This is a genomic window from Deinococcus alpinitundrae, from assembly GCF_009982895.1.
GTDB classification, from domain to species: domain Bacteria; phylum Deinococcota; class Deinococci; order Deinococcales; family Deinococcaceae; genus Deinococcus; species Deinococcus alpinitundrae.
Genome location: NZ_WXZL01000007.1, coordinates 178522 through 199639 on the forward strand (window position 1 = coordinate 178522; position 21118 = coordinate 199639).

Sequence of the window (21118 nt, forward strand, 5' to 3'; positions counted from 1 at the left end):
CACCTTGACCTTCTGGTCATGGGAGAGCAGGGGCGCATGCCCCTGCTCCTCCTTTACGGCGTGGAGCTGGCCCAGGACCACGTCACCGCCCAGGGCTACAGCGTCCGCTACAAACTCCCGGACGGCCCGCTCAGCGCACTCGAACACGACAATCCGCAAGACAAGAACTGGGTGAGGCTCTCGCCAGGCATCACCGTCATTTTCCCGGCGCACGACTCCGGCCACCACATCCACAAGGCCATTACCTTGAAAAGGGTCATGGATTAGGGAGAACAAATATGTCGATGATGACGATGAACGGCTTCTATATCGGTCCCCAGGGCACCGTCGTTGGCAAACAGGTGCCGTCGCCGAAAGCGGAAGCGCGGCAAGTCCTGGAGGAGCTGCAGAAGATGCGCCCTTTCGTACCATCGATCAGAGTCATTTTGACGCCGAAGGATGGCCATGGCTCCTAAAGACACCTCACCCACCCGCACCGTCAAAGCCGCGCTCGGCCAGCCAGACAGCGAGAACGGCTGGCAAGTCGGCCCCTTCCTGATTCCCTACCTGAGCTTCAGCCAGCGCGAGCTGGACGATCTGCTCGACGTCGATGTCGCTCGCGAGGAAGTGCAGAGCCTCCCCTCCGACACCAAGGCGCGCGACTTCGCTCAGCAACTGCGGGTCGTGCGGCAGTTCGCTTCCGAGACGTATGCGCGGCTGTTCGCACGGCGCATGGGCAGCGAAGCCCCCACCAAAGAGCAGGTCTATGACGAGCTGAGCGAGGAAGATCTGAGCGCCTGGCGCGTCCGCACCGCGAACGGGGGGCAAGACCCAAAAGCGCAGGCGGTTCCGGCGGCAAGCGCTACCGGGCCGATCTCGCCGCCATCTTCGCCGACCTGAGCCTGGAGCACCCTGGCTTCGACTGGTATGACGCGCCGATGGACCGGGTCTACTTCCTGCACGAGCATTTGCAGGCGAGAGAAGCTAGGGCGTATGCCCGCGCTGTCACGACCGGTGAGTTTGCCGTGCGGGCCATGTCAGGCAGCACCGACCTGATGGAAGTCGCCAAGCGGGGCCACGAGCGCGGCACTGTGCAGGTCTACGCCGCCATCGACGGCAGTGACGTGATTAACGGCTCCGGCCAGCGCTACGACCTCCCAGCGACGGTGGCGCGCGGCCTGGACAAAGCGATGTCCCTCGGGTTGATCACCGGGCCGCTGATGTCGAGCTGGCCTGCCTCAAGGGACGGCAAGCCGCTCAGCCGGATCTGGGAAGGGGTTGTGGGGGCGATGAACTAAACACAAGACGAGCCGCCTTAGCGCGGCTTTTTCAATGTAACGAAGGGTTGGTGGTGGAATGGAAAGCACGCTGGGATCACTGGTAGCGAGCACGGCACTCGATCTGAGCGGCTTTTTTGCTGGCTTGAACCGTGTGCGCGAGGAATCGAACAAGATCGGCACGGTGCAGGTCAAGACCGGACTGGACACCACCGCCATGCGCGCCGAGATCGCCCGCACCAGTACCAGCTGGAAGGATCTCCAGGGCATCGCGGACCAGGCTACTCGGACCGTTACCCGCAACCTCGGCGGGGCCGGAAACGAAGCGACCAACCTCCGCAACCAGCTGCGCCAGGCGGGGAGTGAGTTCCGCACGATGGACGCCGATGCGGCTGCGACCAAGGCCAAGGTTGCTGGGATCGTTGCCGAGGCCCGCGCCTTGAAACCAGGCTTCGAAGCGGGCACGGCGGAGGCCCGCGTGCTGACCGGCGTGATCGAGCAGGGCCGCGCCGCACTCGGGACCGCTCGCAGTTCGACCAGCCCTGTCATCAACCAGCTGCGCCAGGAGCAGGCACTAGCCCGCGAAGCGGTGCAGGACGTCAACAACTACCGCATCGCCTGGCAGCGCAAGGCCAACGACGACGCGACGACCGCTTCCATCATGAAGCGGCTCGAAGCAGGCATCCTCAGCCAGAAAAACGCCATCGACGCCGAGATCGCCAGCCTGCGTAGCTTAGGGGTCCTGGAAGAGCAGGATCAGGCACGAGTGACAGCGCTGATCGCGCAGCGGAATACGTTCAACAACGCGCTTAGGACCACCTCCAGCGTCCAGATGCAGATCGCGGGCGAGATTCAGAAGGGCAGCCTGGCGGCGAGCGTGGCAGCGGGAACGGAAGCCACCGCCCTCAAGAACCTGACTGGTAACACGAAATTCCTGCTTGATCAGCAGCGGGCCGGAACTCTTGTTGGCAATGACTTCAAGCTGGCCATGGAAGGCCAGACCCTGGCTCTTCGCACTCAGATGCTGGCCGTGCAAGCTGAGGCGACAGCCCTTAAAGGCTTGGGCGTCAACACTGCGCAGGAGACCGTCCGGCTCGCTGAGCTGACCGCAGCGGAGCGGGCATTGGTGGCCAGCGCGGCGGCAGCGACTGCCGCGCTGCTCCAGCAGAACGCGGCGGCTAAGGCAGCAGCAGCGGCTCCGCTGCGGGCTGGGCTGGGCGCAGCAGGTGCAGGTAAGGCGAGCGGCATGAATAGCGCGGCAATGGCCTTATCGTTCATCAGCCCTCAGGCAGGCATGATTGCGATGGCCGCGAGCATGGGCCCTGTCGTCGCCGGAGCTGCCGCTGTGGGCCTAGCACTGGGCGGGGTCGTCAAGCTCACCAAGGACGGCCAGGACGAGGCGAAGAAACTCCAACAGGCCTACCTGGTCATGTCAGCCAACGGCATTCGGGACATCGACAAGATCAACGCTGAGCTGAACGATATGGTCGCCAACGGCTCCGATGCCGAACGCATGTTCAGCAAATCCGAACTGGCCACCGCCCTGGCTGCACTGGCCCGCGGCGGCGTGAAGGGTTCGGATGCCCTGACCGTGCTGAAGGTCTCCAGTCAACTCGCGGCGGCGGAGCACATCAAACTCTCCGAGGCCACCGAGCGGCTCTACGGCAACCTCCAGCATCTCGACATGACCGCCGACGAGGCCAGCGGGTTCGGCGACAAGCTCGCGCGCGCTTCCCACCTGAGCATGGCCTCAATGGACAACCTGTCCAAGGGCCTGAACGTGGCCGGTGCGACAGCCCACACCATGGGTTTCTCGGTCGAAGAAACGCTGGCGATGCTGGTGCGCCTCGCCCAGAAGGGCATGGACCCGGCCACCATCGGCGCAACCGGTCTGCGCAACGCCATGCAGAAGGTGCTCACCCCCAGCAAGGATGCGGCGGCTATCTACGCTCAGCTCGGCGTCAACATGGAAGATTCCACCGGGCACATGCGCTCGGGCCGGGACATCATGCAAGACCTCCAGAAGGTCTTCAGTTCCACCGCGCCGGTGTACAGCAAGACGACCGGCGAGATCATCACCAGCAACGACCTGGCCGCCATGTCGTTCAGGATCTTCGGTACCCGCAGCGCCACCGCCTTCCTGAGCACCCTCGGCAACCTCAAGGACATGACCGCCGAGGTCAAGAACTCGGGCGGCTTCCTGACCACCTACAGCGGCACGGTGGTCAGCGGGCTGGAAGGCAGCCAGAAGCGCCTCGACGCGGCCACCAAGAACCTGAGCTTGACCTTCGCCAAGACCTTCACGCCTGCGCTGACGGCAGCGGCGACAGCGGCGACAACCGTGCTGACCGAAGTCAACAAGGTGCTGGCTATTTTCGACGGCAACAAGAGCCCCAAAGAGCTTCAGCTCAGTCTCAAGATCACCTCGGCCGACAGCGGAACCGAGAAGATCCTCAAACTGTTCATGGGCGGGTTCGCAGGCCTGAGCGCGGTCAAGGCCTGGGCCATGCCCAACGATAAAGGCCCGGCGGCCCAGGGCCGCGCTGAAGAAGTCCAGAGCCGCCTGGTCAACCTCGGCGTGCTGCAAGAAAAGAGCGGGGCCGACAAGCTCAAGCAGTTCTTCGCCATTCTGGACAAGCTGCCGATGTACGAGGCGATGCTCAACAAGAAGATCGCCCAGGTCGGTGCGGCTCCGCTGAACGTGCCAGGAATGACCGGGTTCGGTGGGCCGGGACCTCTGGCCGCGCCTCCTGGTGCCGGTTCAACTGGAAATTGGAATGTGGTCGGCGCAGCGCTCCTGGGGAACACCGGCAACTTGGAAGCCGACACTGTGGCGGGCTGGTGTGCCCGCTGGGTGCGGCTCACGCTCGATAAGGCCGAGCCGCACGCGGCCAAGCAGATCGAGAAATTTTTCGCCGGTGATGCGAACGACATCAAGACCACGGCCACGAACAGCAAGAAACTCCGTACTGATCTGAAGCAGCTCCAGCCCGGCGACGTGGTGGTCTATGACGATAACCATGTTGGGATCTACGTCGGTAAGCAGATGATCGACGGCAAAATGCAGGACGCCGTGCGCGGCAACAACCGCTGGGGCACTCAGCATGGCCGCGACGTCGTGTCGACCGAGAAGATGACCTCGCTGGGGCCCATTGCTGGATATGTGAGGGTCGGGGACGTGACCGGCAGCGCTGCGGCGGCTGTTCCTCAGCGTGATCCAAACTGGAAAGCGCCTGCTGCTGATCCGAAGCTCAGGCCGCCGAGAAACAGGGCCATGCTGATCTGGCCGGGTACTACCGGGCGGCGGCCACTGGGTTGGGTCAGATGATCAAGCCCGCTCAGGATGTGGTCGAGGTGCTCGGATCACTGGCCGAGCAAGCCGGAGCCGATCTGATCACCAAGCTGGTGAGCCTCACTGAGCAACTTGGTGAGGGGGTTGTCTCCCAGGCGGATTTCAACTCGCAGGCCACGGACAGCATTCTGGTGCTGGAGCGCATGGCTCAAGCCCAGGACAAGGCGAACAACCCAGAGTTGGCGGCGCAGTACCGACAGATCGCCGCTGAACTGAAGGGCATGGTCGTGGTGGGGGCCGAAGCGGTCGATGTGATGGGTAGCCTCGCTGAACAGGCCGGGGCCGACCTGATCACTAGGTTGGTGGGTCTCGCCGAGCAGCTTAGCGAGGGGGCTGTCTCCCAAGCGGATTTCAACTCGCAGGCCACGGACAACATTTTGATCTTGGAACGGATGGCGCAGGCTCAGGACGAAGCGAACAATCCTGAGTTGGCCGCTCAGTACCGGCAGATCGCTACCGAGCTGAAAGGCATGGTTGTCATTGGGGCGGAGGCTGTGGACGTGATGGGCAGCCTCGCAGAGCAGGCTGGAGCAGACCTGATTACGAAGCTCGTCAGCCTGACTCAGCAACTGGAGATCGGTGCAACCTCTCAAGAGGACTTCAATAGCCAGGCCCTCGAGAACATCACGGTCTTGGAACGGATGGCGCAGGCGCAGGACAAGGCCGGTAACCCGGCGCTCGCCGCTCAATACCGGCAGGTAGCCAGCGAACTGAAGGGCATGGTCGTCGTCGCGGCGCAGGCCGTCGATGTTCTTGGGTCGCTCGCCGAGCAGGCCGGAGCGGATCTGGTCACCAGGCTCGTGGGCCTGACCGAGCAACTGAGCATTGGGACGCTCACCCAGCAGGACTTCAACACTCAGGCGCTGGACAACATCGTGGTGCTGGGCCGGATGGCCGACGCGCAGGAGAAAGCCCACAACCCAGAACTGGCTGCCCAGTACCGGCAGATCGCGACCGAGCTGAAGGGCATGATCGTCGTCGGTGCTGAAGCGGTCGACGTGATGGGCAACCTTGCTGAGCAAGTCGGGGCCGATCTGGTGACGAAGCTCGTGGGATTGACCCAGCAGCTGGACATGGGCACCCTCGCGCAGACCGATTTCAACACCCAGGCCCTGGAGAACATCACCATCCTGGAACGCATGGCCCAGGTCCAGGACCGGGCGGGTAACCCAGAGTTGGCCGCGCAGTACCGTCAGATTGCCGCCGAGCTGAAAGGCATGGTCGTGATTGGCGCTGAGGCTGTGGACGTGATGGGCAGCCTTGCAGAGCAGGTCGGGGCAGAGCTGGTCACGAGGCTGGTTGGGCTGACGCAGCAGCTGGAGATCGGCCCCACCACGCAGGAGGACTTCAACAACCAGGCGCTCGACAACATCGTCGTGCTGGAGCGCATGGCCCAGGCTCAAGACAAGGCGAACAACCCAGAGTTGGCCGCACAGTACCGACAAATAGCCGCCGAGCTGAAAAACATGGTGGTGATTGGAGAGCAGGCTGTCGATGTGATAGGCAACCTCGCCGAGCAAGCCGGTGCGGATCTGGTCACTAAGCTCGTGGGTCTCACGCAGCAGCTCGACATCGGCACAGTCACCCAGGAAGATTTCAATACTCAGGCGCTGGAGAACATCACCGTGCTCGAGCGCCTGGCCCAGGCTCAGGACCGGGCCGGTAACCCTGAGCTGGCCGCCCAGTACCGCGAAATGGCGGCCGAGCTCAAGGGGATGATCAAGCCCGGCATGGACGTGGGCGACGTGCTAGGTACGCTGGCCGACTAGGCGGGGGGCGACCTCGTCGTCGGGCTCGTTAAACTGGTCACCGGATTGCAGGACGGAGCTATCACGCTTCAAGAGTTCCGCACAGAGGCCGCAGCGGGCATCCCTAAGCTATTGGACCTAGCAAAAGCTGCCCAGGCGGCGGGGCGAACCGACCTTGCTGACCAATACCGCCAGATGGCAAAGGAGCTTGGGGCGCTGGGCGGAATGGCGCTCAAGGCCTATATGGGCCTGAACAAATTTGCCGACTGGGCAGGCACAGTGGGGCAGGTGTCCGGAGCGTTTGGGGACTTGGCTGGAGCGATGGGCGAGACCGAACAGTCCTACGACTCCTTGACGGGCGCAAAGCTCCAGACCCCCTGGAAGGATTTGTCAGCCAATCTTGCGGGGGCGGGCAAGGCCTTTAACACTCTCCAGACCATCGCCGGTGACGCGCTGGCCATCATCACCAATCCGCTGGACATCAAGGCCTGGGGCAAGCTGTTTGCCGACGTGATCAACTCGATCGCCGACGCCCTGGCTGGATTCAAGAAGGCCCAGGCTGCGGTACTCAAGAACAAGGCTGATTTCGCCGAGCAGAATCCGCTCCTCAACCCTGGCGACTACCAGAAGACGTTCACTCGCTCGCGGGGCTGGTTTGCCGACACGTTCGGCGGCGGCCCCGAGGTGGTCAACGATATCGACAAGCTCGGCTTGAAGGTGGCGCAGGGCCTGGCCACTGGCGTGTTCAACGGCCTCGACGCCGGGTTCAAGAAATACGCCGAGACCGGCAACCTCGACGACTTCGAAAAGGCCCTGACGGGCAGCATTGTGGACGCGGCCAAGCAAGGGCTGATCGACGGCTTCAAGAACGATCCCGCCCGGCAGGCCACCTTTTCTGCGGACATCAAGGCCTACACCGATGCCCAAAAAGCGGGTGACTCGGTGGGGATGGCCAGCGCGTTGGATCGGCTCAAAGCGGATGCCAAAGCGACCACACAACAGGCCAAAGAGCTGCTGGCCACCCTCGACGCGATCGACAAGGCCAACGGCACGGGCCGCTACTCCCCCGAGGCGATGGCGGCGGTGCAGCGCGACCTCGCGTCCCGGCAGCTCAGCATCGAGCAAGCCAGCTTGGACATTCGAAAGAATGCCCAGCTGATCAGCGACGAGGACGCGGCCCGTGAACAACTGGCCCTGACCAAACGAACGAACGCGGCCCAGATGGCCGAAGAACTCAGCAAGGAGGGACTGACCCAGGAACAAATCGCCCTCATCCGCACCCTCTACCGCCAGAAAGACATCGCTGCCGAGACCGAAAACGAGAACACCCTGCGTGCCATTCGCCAGAAAAACGCGATGGACCGCTTGAACAACGAACAGACTGCCCTCGAACTCGCCAAGCGTGCTGGGATGGGCGACGACGTGTATCAGGCCAGGAAGCGTGACTTGGCCCTGCGCCAGGTGGACGAAGAACAGGCCGCCGCACTCGCCAACCAGGCCCTCACCGATGAACAACGCTTGATCCTGCTCCAGCAGTTCAGCCTGCGCCGTCAGGGGATCGAGCAGGATTACCTCGACTGGCAAACGGCAGCGAACAAACGAGCGGCGGAAATTGAGCGCGGCATCCGCCTGCAGACCTTGACCAACGCGGATGGTCTCGCCGACGCTCAGCATGCCGAGGTGCTCGCGGCGGCCAGCACCGATGATCAGAAACGCGCTATCGACGATGCGTACAACGCGGACAAGCTGGCCCGCACCCTCAAACGCATCGACCTGGAGCAGGAAGCGGCCCTCAGCGCCGAGGGCCTCACCGCTGCCCAGATCGCCAGCATCAACGAGAATTTCGACACCCAGCGTCAAGTTGCCCAGATCAATGCTGATGCGGCCCGCCTCCAATCCGCTCAGCAGGTGGCACAAGCCGCGCAACAGGCCGTAGATGCCCTCAAGAGCGAGCAGGACGGCATCCTCAACACCTGGGGTGGCACCTTCGCCACCGCGTTCACGGCGGGTCTCGACGCCGCAAACTTCGACACCTTCTTCAACAAGTTCAAGGCCGATCTGACCCGCGCCACGCTGGAAGGCACGGTGGCTGGGCTGTTCAAGAGCATGGCCGAGGAAGAACTGCGCCCGGCCGTCGAGAAGTACCGCCAGGCCCTCAAGACCGCAGGCATTCAGGACGACCTGGCCGCCATTGCCGATATCCAAGCCGGAATCGTCACCCTCGGGAATGACTTTCATCCCGTGTTCGACGCGCTGCAACCCTTTTACGCGGCCAACAACGCGGCACTCAAGGCCAATACCGATGCGACCAAAGAGAACACCGCTGCGGTGCAGGAGCAGCAGTTCGGCACCACACTTGTGAACTTCACCCTGCCGAGCACCCCGGGCCTGGGCCTGGTCGGCATGCTCCCCACCCGCTAAAGGAGGTGAATAGATGTATTACACGCTCAGCCGCACGGCGGCCCTGACGCCCTACCTGACCGTCCACGCCCGCGACACGCCCTACGCGCCGGGGGAGATCGCGCCGCTGGGCGGCAATTTCGAGCACCTGCGTGGGGATTTCTGCGGGGCCGCGACGCTCAAACTCTCGGCCCCGCCGGAGTTCCGGGCCGGAGACTGGGTCCGGATCTACCTCGACGATGACCCCGACGATGATCCGACTTATCTGGGGGAGGCTGAGGGGGAACCCTGGGAAGCCGGAGCCGGTGAACTGAAATGCCGCCCGCTCAGCGTCACGGTGGGCAAGGCGGCCTGGCGGGGCAAGGCGACGGCCGGGTTCAAGGTCTACCTGACCGCTGCCTTCAATGCCGCCTCCCCCAAGGGCATCACCCTGGGATTCATTCCCGACGTGGTGGCCACGCTCAAATCCAACACGCTGTTCGAAGAGTTCGGCGACACCCTCGCGCAAGCGTTGCCCGTGGCGAGCGCGACAGCCGGGGTCAACAGCCACGCGGTCTGGAGTGTCTCCCAGTACAGCAGCGAGGTAACGCACCGCTTCGTGCTCGGAGAGGCGCAGACCCCGCCCGGCGTGAGCGGCGACTACGCCAATTGCGTCCGCTTCGCTTACAAACGGCCCGATGATGTCGACACCTACTTCGAGGGCCGGGTGCAGAGCGAGGTGGACGTGCGCGGTGAGCTGTGGGAGAGCGCCGGGCTCCCCACCAACGTCACGACCACGCAGAACAATCCTTACGCCGGAACGACGGTCGACATCAACATTCCGGTGGTTCATCCAGACGAACCGACCTTCAATCTCAACCTGCATGTCACCAACACGGCCCTGACGCCGAGCTGGGCGGGCCACTTGAGTGATGGGCTGGGCATCGGGCCGGGGACGCTGGCCGTGAATCAGGGCGCAGGCCTCCAGCTCACCCAGAACCAGCAAGAAACCGTCAGGGTGACCCAAACCGCCTCGACAGGCAGCAAGGGCAACATCTCCGACATCGTGGTCTATACCCCTTCCGGGGGAACGGCAAAAGTCGTTGACCTGGAATATCAGATCGACGGCGGGGCCTGGACAACGATTCCTTACGTCCCCAACAGCGTCCGGCAGTTCACCATCACCGGCAGTGAGGCGCTACTGCGGTATGTGCAGGCGGACGTCGATGCTTACATCACGGCGACTGGCCACCGGCCGGTGGCCTTCGATTTTTCCGTTCAGCTGCCGGGGTCGTCTCTGAAGGTTTACCTGCCTGCCGTCTCAGCAGTCAGCAGCACGGGTGGGCTGCCTGCAATGGGGCAGGTCCTGGCGACAGCGGGCACGGAGAGCGCTGGGATCACGCCGTATCAGGTGCGCCCACTCTCGGCTCCGAGCACGGTGCGAGTGGGCCTCCCCGGCGTGTTCATCTGGCGGGCCGGGGACACCGTGACCACCGACGTCAACGTGAGCGGCGTGGTGCTGCAAGACCTGACCACGGCAGTCACGTTGATCCGCAAGGACGATGTGGACGGCCCGGACCCAGCCCACCCGGAAGTTGGGCGGCGGCGGATCTGGGCGACGCCGCAGGACATCACCGCTTCGCAGGTCATCGTGACCGGCGACCCGAACCAGATCGGCTGGGTGGGCGCGGCCATCGCGGACCAGAGTGCCCTGATCGCCTACGCCTACGGACTCCTGCGCTACCGCATCGAGCCGGTGCGGCAGTGGGTGGGCCTGATCCGCACTTTGAAGCGCGTGCCGTGCCGAGGGGTGGCGAACTTCGAGGTGGCCGGCGGCGACGTGGGGCTGGACATTCAGCGCTGCGTCTACGACCTGGACAAGGGCACGGTCACGGTGGAAGCCGGAACGCCGGTGGCCCGTAGTGACGCGGCGGCGGTGGGCCGCATCGAGAGCTTGCAGCGGCAAATCAGAACATTGGGGGTGAACTGAATGCACAATTTTCCGAGTCAACTCCCCGACGAGCACGATGAACCACAACTGCTGCGCTGGCTGGACATCAACCAGCAGCCCCTCTTCGGCCTGTACAAATTCGCGGACGGCCATGAGATCAGGCCGCTCGAAGAGATGCTGCCGAGCCTTAAGCTGCTGGGGACAGCGGAGACGGTGCCGCAGACCGGGCAACGCATCTACGCCGGGTACGACGGTCTGGTGGCAAGTCAGTACACCGTGTCGGTGGGTATCTGGGCGGGGGACCGACTCTCCCAGCGGGAACTCAGCGGCCAGGTGATGCTGGCCGCCATCCGCACCCGGTATGCGGTGAGCGGGAACCTGACGCTGCCAGTGATCATGAGTGGCGTTGAGAAGAGCTGGCGCGGCTCGGCAGCACTCGGGAGCATGGTCAAGGCGACCTTCGAAGCGGCCAGCGCTTACTGGCTGCGCCCGCCGAAGTCACCTCAGATCGTGGCTGTGGGCAGCGCGGTTCCACTCAGCAACGGTGGCCAGATGCCCGCACCGCTGCGGCTGAGCCTCACGGCGGGCGGGAGCGCGGTCCTGAACCCAGTAGTGCAGACCGACGCCGGAATCACGACCTGGCTGGGCACCGTGCCCGCCGGGCAGACGTTGACCATCGACGCCACGCCCGGCACCTGGAGCGTGACCCTGAACGGCAATGACGTGCGGACGGCCCTGCGTGGGCCGCAGCCTCGTCTGGCCCCCGGCCTGCAGACCATCACCATCACCGCACCGGGAGCCAGCGCCGTTGTCAGCTGGAGGGAAGGAGTCATTTGAGCATCCTGACGCAGAAACTCGATCTGACCGGCGCACCCGCCGGGACGTACACCGGCTACCTGGAGGTCGACGGTGACATCGGCAGCATCGGGCCGAACGGGCTGGGCCTGACCGTGTTCAAGCCGATCACCTACGACAGCTCCGGCAATCTGAAGGCGGCGGACGGCACGAGCGATTACGTCATCGCGGCGGCGGTCGGCGGCTCCCTGGGCCACATCGCCCGGGCCAGCCTGACGATCCTGTTCAACGGCGCACCGGTCGGTGGAGTGCTGCAATTCGACCTGATCGAGAGCAGCGCCGGCATCGTGGACATCAAGGCGCTGTACCTGCAGGGGAAGGTGCAGCCGGTCACGCCTGGCGTGCTGGCGAACCTCACGGATCTGCTCGCGCAGGCCACAGCGCTGGTACCGCAGATGCAGCAGTCGCTCGACGCCACCGTGCTCAGCGAGTCCCAGCGGAACGCCAACGTGGCCGCAGCCATCAGCAGCGTGGCGGCCGCTGGGACGCAGGCGGTCAGTGGCGCGGCAGCGGCGGGCGCGCAGGCCGTCAGCGATGCCGGTACCGCTGCTGCTGCCGCCCTCGTCGCGGCGGGCCGCACCTTCTACACCACCGACGCCCTGCGCGCAGCCGCCACGCCCCCGGACAACACCAAAGCCTTTGTGCTGGCGACTGGCGCGTTCTGGACCCGCACCGCAGGCGCGTGGGTGCTCGAAGGCAACGGCGTTCCGCTCACTTCCGCTGTCCCTGGCAATGCCTTTGATCTAGCCGCCCTGGCCGCCTACCAAGGCGCAGCCACCATCCTGGCCGTGCAGACCGGACCCGGCAGGGGCGTCTGGGTTCGGGACGATACGCGCACGGCCAACGGCGTCACGGTTTACAGCGGGGTGTCGCCGCGCAAATGGGTGCGCTTCGACGCCCGGATGAAGGCTGAGCAGGCCGTCAATCAGCGCTCGACCACCTACCTCGCCAGCAACAATCTCGCTCAGGACGCCAGCACCGTGGACGCCGCCGATGTCAACGTCGTCGCCAACCAGACCGAGTGGTCCGCCTTCATGGCCGCCTGGTTCACTGGCCACCTCGATGTCGGTGGGCGTGGCAACTCGGCCATGAAAGCCAACATCTCCAAATCGGCCACTGTGCCCGTGACTGACGCCGTGATTAGCGGTGCGGGCACGGTGTTGCAGATGACCCAGGGCCTCAACAACATGTGGACGTTCTTCAGCGCAAATAACCTGCTGCTGGAGAACCTGCACATGATCGGCGTGGGCACCGATTACAAGGACGCGACGGACGGTAACTTCGCCCCCCGTACCGGCGGACGCGCTATCGCCACCAGTGGCGGCTTCCACTTCACCATCCGCAACGCCTACTTCGAGAAGTTCGGACAGGCGGCGGTTTATCACACGAACATCGCCTCGACCCGCACGCTCGACAGCACCTTCATCGGGGTGGACGAATACGACGCGACGAACAACCAGCGCGGGGTCAAGAACGGCCTCATCACCGGGGACACGGCCAGCGGCAACTACCATTTCGGCATTCACCTCATTATTTCCATCCTGTACCCCGATCACTGGGTTCACAGCAACCTGTTCACGAAGCTGGCGATGGGGCTGCAAGTCGCGCCTGACCTCAAGCGGCTGAAGATCACCTACAACACCTTCACGAAGATTCGCGGGCAGCACGCGGTTTACCTCAGCGGCACCGAGCAACTGTTCTACGGGGGGAACGCTACTAACGATTACGTCTACGACGGGCTGAAGAATCAGATCAGCTCAGGCGACACGGCTGACTCGGTTGCCAATATCTACTGGGGCAACTCGTTTATGGCTGGCCGAGGATCGAGCTGGAGCTTGAACCAAAGTCGGGTCAGCGGTTCCTTCCGCCACATCGCCTCGCTGATGGGCGGGAACGTCACGGCGCAGACGAACTCGGGTGGCTGGACGATGCGGGCGACCGATCACGGGATGCTGACGACCTCAGTCGTGGTGGACGTGGGCACTTACGGCGTCTACGTGCTGGACATGAACGGGGCCATCAACAATCACATCTTGAAGGGCGCGGCCTGGACGCCACTTTACGCGGGCGTTTCAACAGGTGGGCGTCTCCAGATCAGCGATACTGCGATCATCGACGGGGGCGCGAACCCCGTCAACGCTGGCAGCGCAGCACAGCCCGGCATAGGGGGCGCAACGCTGACGAACCCGCAGAAATCCCTGATGGCGCTGTCAGGCGGCGGCACGATCAACGTACGAACGACCAGAAGTTCCGGTTCGGTCGGCGGCGCGGTGGCGTCGATCTACAACGAGGACACTGCCACGACCCTTGAGATCGAGCGCAGCGTCTACGCGCCGAGTTCCCTGCCAGTGATTATCGCCGGGACGCTGAGTAAAATTGACGGCCCAAACATCGGCACGATCTACACGTCCCTTTCAACGTTGACGGCCTTTGACTGGAGCGGCGGGACGATTCGAGAAGGCCGAGGCCGAGGCCGCGAGTTCAACACGGCGTCGATCCCGACTGCTGGGTCTTATCGAGCAGCGGACGCCTTCATCAACAATGTGCCTGTAGGTACGTGGGCATGGGTGCAAACTTCCCTGTCTGGCGGGCCGATGCACACCGTTCCGCTCGTCAGGGTCATGAATCAGACCGTGACCTGGGACCCAGCCTCGATTGCTGCGGGGGCTTCAGCGACGCCGCTCAATGTCTCGGTCCCCAACGCGGCGCTGAGCGATTTCGTGGATGTGTTTGCTGAGGGCGGCTGGAATGCAGGGCTGTTCCTGACAGGCCAGGTCACGGCGGCGGGCACCGTCACGCTGAACCTGACCAATGCCTCCAGTGCGGCCATCGACCCGCCGAACCGAGTGATTCACCTGCGGCTCTCGCCCGCGAGCTAAGGAGTACGAAAATGACCACACTGACCCGCCAGACCGTGATTCACAGCCTGTTCATCCGTATTTCGGCCCCGCCGATCATCGAGATTCAGCGCCACCGGCAGACCTTCGAGGACGGGGAGCTGAGCGACACCCTGGCGCTGCCGATGGAGCGCGTTGACCTGAACAATCTGGCACCAGAAGACGAAGGGGTCGTGATGGCGGCGCTGGGCGACGTGGCGGCGGGCGCGCTGGAACAGCATCGCCAAAGCGAAGCCGAGTTGCAGTCTGCCCAGGAAGCGGCTGCGGTCGCAAGTCGCGCTGAGCAGCAGACCACCGCTGAACTGAACCGGGCGACAGCTCATGTCGAGACGCTGGAAAAAGCGCTGGAAGAAGCCGAGGGGCAGATCAAGGGCCTGCGGCAACTGATTGTCGAGCAGGAAGCGGCCCATGCGCAGGAGCGAGAGCTGTTGGGGCTGCTGACGAATCCTGACGCTAGCGTGCGCGACCAGACATACCAAGCCTTCGCGCTCGCCCAGGCCATCGCCCAGGAACAGGCACGAACCGCCCGCATGACAAAGACGGAGGAAGAAGCATGACCACGCAAAACCCCGAACACGACGACGAAAACCTCTCCCGCGAAACCGGACCCCACGCTTGGATTAACGGCGCAGGCTTAGTCAGGAATGAGGCGCATCCCTGGACTTTGCGCCCCTGGCTTTCCGAAAACCAGCCGAGCGATGAACAGGTAGGAGGTGACGCCGTATACCGCACGGGGATACCGTGCATCATCAGCGAGAGCTACCTGTACGGGTCCAGGGACCAATACCATGAATACGCCTTCGGGGGAGTGGCAACGCCCGAAACGGTGGAGCCGGTCATTGCGTTCGTCTCCGATGAGGTATTCGAGGTGCTTTACGAGAAGGAGGCTGTGGGCGTCCAGAGTTACCCCTTTCCCACCGAGTCGCTGTAGGCGTCCTGGCTGGTGTGGCAGGCCGCGCGGCAGAACGCTGACAAGGCTGGGGTGCAGGCCATCGGCAACAGCCAACTGCACCCGCTCGGGCCGGACCAGCCGCGACCGACGCCTCAGCAGATCCGGGCGCAGGTGTGGGTCGCGGCCGCCGCTGGCCTGGACGGCCTGCTCGGCTACTCCCTGCTGAGCGCAGAGGGGGTCTTGCCGGTGGCGCTGGAGCTGGCGTTCCTCCAGGCCTGCCAGGAGGTCAACGGCCTGACTGCCGGGCGGCCCGCCTCGGCCAGCACGTTCGGCAACCTGCTCACGGCGACGTGGCTGGGCGGGGTCAGCGTGACGGTTGACCTGCAGCGCTCCGAGGTTCTCAAGCTCAAGACACGGTCATAAGTTGCCCGCCACCCAGCCCCCGGCTCCACGCGGGGGCGTCCGCTTGCCCAGCGGAGGCATACTTGCAAAGAATGACTAGGGTTCACATACCGCTGATCTGGAGACCGACGCCATGATTTCCAGCAAGTGTTTTCCTCTTGCCATTTGCGCTGCCCTGCTTTTCGCCAGTCCGGGCCTCGCCCAGACAGCGGTGCCGGAGGTCTGTACCGCCGCGACCGAAAAGCCGCCTTACGTGGTTTCCGACGGCCAAGGTCGGCTCTATAGCCAGTTGACCCTGGGGACTGATTTCTCAGCCGCCACACTTGTTCCAGACCTTCGTGAACTTGAGCGCCGTCTTCAGAATCTCGGTATCGAACTGGTGGTTGTGCCCGTTCCCTGGGCCGCCATGCTCTACTTTCCGGAATCTCTGGTCGGCACACCTGGGACGTTTCATTATTCTCCCTTGCTGGCCCGCCTCGGCTATTGGCAAGTCATCGAGAACTTTAGAAAGGCTGGGATCAACATAATTGATCTGCTCACTCCCTTTCTGGCCCATCAGACTCAGGACCTCTATTTCAAGACCGACCATCATTGGAAACTTCCAGCGGTCGAGCTGGCGGCACGAAGTGTTACAGATGCTGTACCTCGGCCAGTGAAGCAAGCCTTGGCCACCGTAGGGCAGCCCGAAGAGGTGCCGCCCGTCTTTCAGGGCCGCTTTCAGTTTCTGGGGGGCTTCGCCGTGCCCGTTGAGCGGCTGTGTAAGTTCACCTTCCCGTCGGAAGAAACGTTTGCTACGATCGCTCTCCCAGAACCTTCTCAGAACCTGATCAGTGATGACCTGCCAGGTGGCGTAATCTTCGGCAGCAGCTTTTCGCGCAGTGTGACGACCAACCAGGGCATCAACCCGTATGCGTTGGGATACGGCTTCGAGCAATGGTTGATCAGCCTATTGCACACCGACTTTCAGAACGAAAGCATCAGCGGTGGTTCCGAAACATCCATGCTGGAGCTTTTCGGTGACCCTGCCAACGTAGCCAAACGGCGTCTGGCGATCTGGGAATTTCCCATTTCTGACTTCGCCACTGAAAACAAAGAGCATAACCAGACTTTTCTGGCACAGATGATGGCTCGCCTCTCCCGACTGTCGAATCCAGTTGAACGGCCCGTCGCGTCCGGGCGTCCAGTGGTAACAGGCAACGAGGTGGTGTTCTCGTTTGATCCCCTACCTAGTACAGGAGCCCGTCTGTACTTCCAGTTGAAGCTTGGGAAAGCCACTGCCTTGAGTCCGGTCGTGAAGATAGAGGGAGAACGGGGTACAGCGCAGCTTGATCTGCGCCGAGACGGAAACAAACTGATCCAGGCCAAGGAGTTTTTAGCTGAGGTACCTGTGAACGTAGGTCGACTGCGCCAGATCACGGTCACGTTCCCGACTTCAACAGAGACTCCGGTCGTTTTGAATGACGGCGTGTTGCAGCTCTTCAATTTGAAATAAGCCCATCAAGTCTGCCGACCAATCGGTATAAGAAATTGCATGAGTGGGGGAACAAATATGCCGAGGATGTTGATTTGTCTCATAATCTTGGTGCAATACATTGGGTTATCGCTTGCTGCACCGGTCGTTATCAACGATGCTACCAATCTCTGGTACAACGCGCCACAAATTCAACATTATGTTGGCGAGCATGATCGAACCTATTTCACCTCCGTTAGTGCCGAGGGGAAAGCCTCCATTCAGTACCTGGACAACCGGGACGGCACACGTTCGCAGCCTGTCCTGATCAAGTCCTGGCCTCGCCCAGACGATCATTCCAGCGCTGCCCTTTTGGTGATTCCCAAAGGACCGCAGAGAGGTAAAATCCTGCTGGTGTATTCACTGCACACTTCAACGCTTTACGGGAAGCTGTCGAAATCTCCCGAGAGCATTGAGGACTGGGGTGAAGAGTTCGTGATCCATCAGTCCGCTACCTATCCGCAGCTCTTCTTCACGAGCGACAACAAAATCATCTGCTTTTTCAGAGACAGCACCATCTCGCAAGGCGACATCTCATTTGCTGAGATCAATCAGGATATGGATCTGGCGAGCCTTCAGACAAGGAAGCTGATCCTGGCACCCAAGAATAAAACCGTTTACTACATCGCTGAGCAGCACGGAAATATAATTGGGATTGCCTGGGATTATTTCGATCAGATCACCAAGACTCACCAGAGCGTGTTTTACGCCCAGTCCGATACCAGAAGAATACTCTGGAAGGACATTCATGGAAAATTTGTTGCGGATCTGTCGAAAATGACGCCCATCTACACGGCGAAAGAGGGTCAGGTCAGGGTATGGGACGTGGCCTTCACAGCAGAGTCGAAGCCCGTCCTGGGCCTGGTTGAATTCGACGTGGAAGGCGCGGTTGGCGAAGTAGACTGCTGCGACAAATCAACTTACCTGTCCAGAGCCAAAATCATCGCCAACGGATCAGTCGAAGATCTTGGCGATATCGCCATGCGCTATTATTCAAGCGGCCTTTTCATAGATAGAACCCACTCTGATCTCGTTTATCTGATCCGTAGAAATGATGAACTCGATCGGTATAGCAGGTCAGCGCAACTGTCTTGCCTGCTTTCACTGGATGCAAAATTTCTGGCGAGGCCCAGAACCTCGGAAGACGCTCTTGACCAGCTTTTCTTGTTGAGTATGGACCGGTACGTGAGCTATACTGAATACCGCACCAAAACACTCATTCTAAACCAAAATGATTTGGGAAACTGTCATTGATCAAGGTAGAGCTGTTTTGGCGGTTGACTGTTGTACTGGATACTTCACGCGCAAGAAGCGTTCTGGAATTTCCCAAATCATGACCTGGGGTGAGTTGTCTTTCCGATCCTGACTCAACAGATACTCGCGCATTGGCACAATCGGGCCTTTCCCTTCCTGAGCGGCATTCAGCACTTCGGTATTGAGCGCCCGCGAGAGCGCCCCATCGAAGTGCCAGGCATTGTTTTTGCTGACTGCACTGTAGCTGGTACCGACCAGCGTGACGGCCAAGCTGTCGTCGCCCAGCAGGCCACCGCCGCCCTCGTCGGTGCGGGTGTAGACCGCCTCCTGCACCGTGTCGGGCGGCGGCCCTTCGCCTTCCGGCACCGGCACGTACCTCAGCAGGTCCCCTGAGCGTTTCACTGGAGGCTTCTTCGATGCCCCATACGTCGCTGTTGGTAGATCCAGGTCCAATTCGTTCACGACAGGTGCGAGGGCCTGCGCCGCCACCTGCGCGCCCAGCGGTGTCCAGTGGGTATCTGTATGGAGGAACAGGTCTCCCTGCGCTTTGGCTGCCTTGAGGTCCGACGCCAGATCCGGCGTCGGGATGCCCGCCTGGGTGAGCTGCTGGCGGAAGTTCTCGTACAGCCCAGCATTGACCGCTGGAGCCTTCGCGCCGCTCAACTCGTCGGCGTAGACCCGCACTTTCGCTGGAATGAGCGCTACTACCAGTTTCGCGCCCTGTTTCGCCAGTTCGTCCCGGACTTGCTTGACATACTCGACCTTGCCTGCGACCTCGGCAGGGTCGGTCTTGCTGGTCTGAAATTCCTCGCTGGTGAACAGCCAGCCGTCCTTACCGATCACCGCGCCGTCGCGGGCCTCACCGAACAGCCGGTAGTTCAGCCCGCCCCATAGGTTCACACTGGCATCCCGCCAGGGCACACCGGGGTCGAGATTGGTCTTTTCGTAACTCGCCATCCACTGCCCCGTTACCACGTCTTGCCCGGCGGGAAAAGTGCGGGTGCCCTTGGAGCTGAGCGTCAGCACTGCGCCCACACCCACCACTGCCAGCAGAAAGGCAGCGGGCAGCCACTGCAAGATCTTTGGAGCAGCCGGGTTGTCCGGATTGGGTTTGACGGTGTCCTGGGCAAACTCAGTCATTTACTGCACCTCAAGGAGGAGAGCATATATGCAGAATCTATCCCGGGCACCGCCTTACTTGGTCTTGGTGCTGCTGGTGGTCAGGGTGAAGCCACTGTCGGTGAGGACCAGGGCGTAGGCGCTGCCGCGCTCCAACTTAACGCCTTTCAGGGTGCCCAATGCCTTGGTGCCGCTGAATGCCGCCAGATCGACGGTAATACCGTTGACGGCGCGGCTGCCACTCTGGCCGGGCTTGACGCCACTGACCACAGCGGTTTTGCCGTCGGCGGTCTTGAGGTCGATACTCGCTACCTTGCTGAGGTTGTAGATCACCAGCAAGGCCTTGGCGCGGTTGTCAGCCGAGGGATCAGTCAGGATATTGAGCTTGGCCCCGTCAGCGACCACACTGTAGAACTTGCCTGCCTCGACCTTCAGCTTGGTGCTGACACTGCCGACTTTGGCAGTGAAGTCGCCCTGAGGAATGACGACGTAGACGCTGGCCGCATTTTTGTCAGCCGTGATGGGCTTATCGCCGAGGGTGGCCGCTGGGGCGTTCAGCACCCGGACGAAGGCACTATTGGCAGGTGGGGCCGGGTCGTAGAGGCCTTCTTGGGCGAAGGCAAAGCCGCTGAGGGCCATGAGGAGGAGCGAGAGCTTTTTCATTGTTGGCACTTTAGCGATTGTGACTGATCTCTTCCTGAGACCTGACCCGGGCGAGCATTGACCAGCCTCTCGCCCACACCGTCAACGATCAGCCAGCCAACCCCCCCTCCCCACTCTGTGAAGGTCAACCAAACACAACGTTTAGGGCTTCTGAACGTACTTCAAGGCTCCCTCTGACAGACTGCCGCATGGCTTCCCTGATGCACTTCCTGAAACGATTCCTGACGCTCGAGGCATCAGCGACGCCCTTTCCTTCTGCGCCGGAAATGCCTGCATCCCAGAATCTTGGAAGAAATGCTCAGTCCGAGGACCACACCGTCTCCTTCGACGACCTGCTACGTGCAATGGGTGCCGATCTTTAACCCTTACCGATGAATTTCGCCCCGCTGGAAAGCGGGGTTTTTGCTGCTGCCATCAGCCACAGCGAGGCATGGGTGCAAAGATTGACCGCAACTGACCCCACACAGCCTCAGCCCCACCCCGGCTGATTCCCCACGCTATCGGCCAGCCTCTCACCTGATTTGCATTGCTATCGGCCAGCAGGCACAGCGTTTTCTATACTGACAGCCGATGACCTCCCCTTGGAAATCACACGTCGTCCTCAGCGGTTCAATCGAACATGCCTTGCTCTCCAGCGCCTCGGCAGAGATCGCGAGAACAGGTCCACAGCTGCTCACCCTCGCCATTGCGCAGGGGTTGAGACGTTACGACGATGTGACGCTCAGAACGGCCCTTGCCCGCTTATTGATCTCGGCTGAAGTGAACGACGGTAGAATGATTGGATGACTGACCGTTGGCTCCCATCGCACCTCACCCGAGCTCAACTCGAAGAACGTCGCC

At 62.1% G+C, this 21118-nt stretch carries 19 protein-coding genes; 17 read left to right on the forward strand and 2 right to left on the reverse strand.

Going from position 1 to position 21118, the window contains the following annotated elements; all coding sequences use genetic code 11:
• The first annotated feature begins 36 nt into the window (after positions 1–36).
• From GUI70_RS08875 to GUI70_RS08945, 15 genes are all read left to right on the forward strand, one after another.
• On the forward strand, positions 37–267 hold the full coding sequence (locus GUI70_RS08875) for a hypothetical protein (protein ID WP_161881943.1): 231 nt from the start codon (positions 37–39) through the stop codon (positions 265–267).
• An 11-nt stretch (positions 268–278) separates the two neighbouring features.
• Positions 279–455, forward strand: a complete 177-nt coding sequence (locus GUI70_RS08880) for a hypothetical protein (protein ID WP_161881944.1) — start codon at positions 279–281, stop codon at positions 453–455.
• Entirely contained in the window at positions 445–879 is a 435-nt protein-coding gene (locus tag GUI70_RS08885) for a hypothetical protein (RefSeq protein ID WP_161881945.1), read from the forward strand. The genes GUI70_RS08880 and GUI70_RS08885 overlap by 11 nt, the downstream gene beginning before the upstream one ends.
• A 38-nt stretch (positions 880–917) precedes the next feature.
• The gene (locus GUI70_RS08890; protein ID WP_161881946.1) at positions 918–1277 is read left to right on the forward strand and encodes a hypothetical protein; all 360 of its coding nucleotides are present in this window, start codon (positions 918–920) and stop codon (positions 1275–1277) included.
• A 58-nt stretch (positions 1278–1335) separates the two neighbouring features.
• Positions 1336–4584 carry a phage tail tape measure protein gene (locus GUI70_RS08895; RefSeq protein WP_161881947.1) on the forward strand — a complete coding sequence of 1083 codons (3249 nt, stop codon included), beginning with the start codon at positions 1336–1338 and terminating at the stop codon, positions 4582–4584.
• Positions 4581–6377, forward strand: a complete 1797-nt coding sequence (locus GUI70_RS08900) for a hypothetical protein (RefSeq protein ID WP_161881948.1) — start codon at positions 4581–4583, stop codon at positions 6375–6377. Before GUI70_RS08895 ends, GUI70_RS08900 begins: the two co-directional genes overlap by 4 nt.
• A gap of 174 nt (positions 6378–6551) precedes the next feature.
• On the forward strand, positions 6552–8777 hold the full coding sequence (locus GUI70_RS08905; RefSeq protein WP_161881949.1) for a coiled-coil domain-containing protein: 2226 nt from the start codon (positions 6552–6554) through the stop codon (positions 8775–8777).
• Between the two features lie 13 nt (positions 8778–8790).
• Entirely contained in the window at positions 8791–10725 is a 1935-nt protein-coding gene (locus GUI70_RS08910) for a hypothetical protein (RefSeq protein ID WP_161881950.1), read from the forward strand.
• Complete coding sequence (locus GUI70_RS08915; RefSeq protein ID WP_161881951.1) at positions 10726–11523, forward strand: phage tail family protein; 798 nt, start codon at positions 10726–10728, stop codon at positions 11521–11523.
• The gene (locus GUI70_RS08920; RefSeq protein WP_161881952.1) at positions 11520–14420 is read left to right on the forward strand and encodes a hypothetical protein; all 2901 of its coding nucleotides are present in this window, start codon (positions 11520–11522) and stop codon (positions 14418–14420) included. Before GUI70_RS08915 ends, GUI70_RS08920 begins: the two co-directional genes overlap by 4 nt.
• Positions 14421–14431: 11 nt before the next feature.
• Positions 14432–14995: a hypothetical protein gene (locus GUI70_RS08925; RefSeq protein ID WP_161881953.1), complete on the forward strand. Its 564-nt coding sequence runs from the start codon at positions 14432–14434 to the stop codon at positions 14993–14995.
• Positions 14992–15369, forward strand: a complete 378-nt coding sequence (locus tag GUI70_RS08930) for a hypothetical protein (protein WP_161881954.1) — start codon at positions 14992–14994, stop codon at positions 15367–15369. The genes GUI70_RS08925 and GUI70_RS08930 overlap by 4 nt, the downstream gene beginning before the upstream one ends.
• A 12-nt stretch (positions 15370–15381) precedes the next feature.
• On the forward strand, positions 15382–15753 hold the full coding sequence (locus GUI70_RS08935; RefSeq protein ID WP_161881955.1) for a hypothetical protein: 372 nt from the start codon (positions 15382–15384) through the stop codon (positions 15751–15753).
• A 112-nt stretch (positions 15754–15865) separates the two neighbouring features.
• Positions 15866–17224: an alginate O-acetyltransferase AlgX-related protein gene (locus GUI70_RS08940; RefSeq protein WP_161881956.1), complete on the forward strand. Its 1359-nt coding sequence runs from the start codon at positions 15866–15868 to the stop codon at positions 17222–17224.
• Positions 17225–17314: 90 nt separating this feature from the next.
• A complete protein-coding gene (locus GUI70_RS08945) occupies positions 17315–18496 on the forward strand; it encodes a BNR-4 repeat-containing protein (RefSeq protein ID WP_161881957.1) in 1182 nt (393 codons plus the stop codon).
• Here the strand turns inward: GUI70_RS08945 and GUI70_RS08950 are convergent, their stop codons facing one another.
• A complete protein-coding gene (locus tag GUI70_RS08950) occupies positions 18497–19636 on the reverse strand; it encodes an alginate O-acetyltransferase AlgX-related protein (RefSeq protein ID WP_161881958.1) in 1140 nt (379 codons plus the stop codon).
• Positions 19637–19690: 54 nt separating this feature from the next.
• Positions 19691–20278, reverse strand: coding sequence for an alginate O-acetyltransferase AlgF (locus tag GUI70_RS08955; RefSeq protein ID WP_202630437.1), 588 nt, complete (start codon positions 20276–20278; stop codon positions 19691–19693).
• Positions 20279–20466: 188 nt separating this feature from the next.
• Between GUI70_RS08955 and GUI70_RS08960 the strand changes: the two genes are divergently transcribed.
• A complete protein-coding gene (locus GUI70_RS08960; protein ID WP_161881959.1) occupies positions 20467–20640 on the forward strand; it encodes a hypothetical protein in 174 nt (57 codons plus the stop codon).
• A 208-nt stretch (positions 20641–20848) separates the two neighbouring features.
• Positions 20849–21064, forward strand: a complete 216-nt coding sequence (locus GUI70_RS08965) for a hypothetical protein (RefSeq protein ID WP_161881960.1) — start codon at positions 20849–20851, stop codon at positions 21062–21064.
• Positions 21065–21118: the final 54 nt, after the last annotated feature.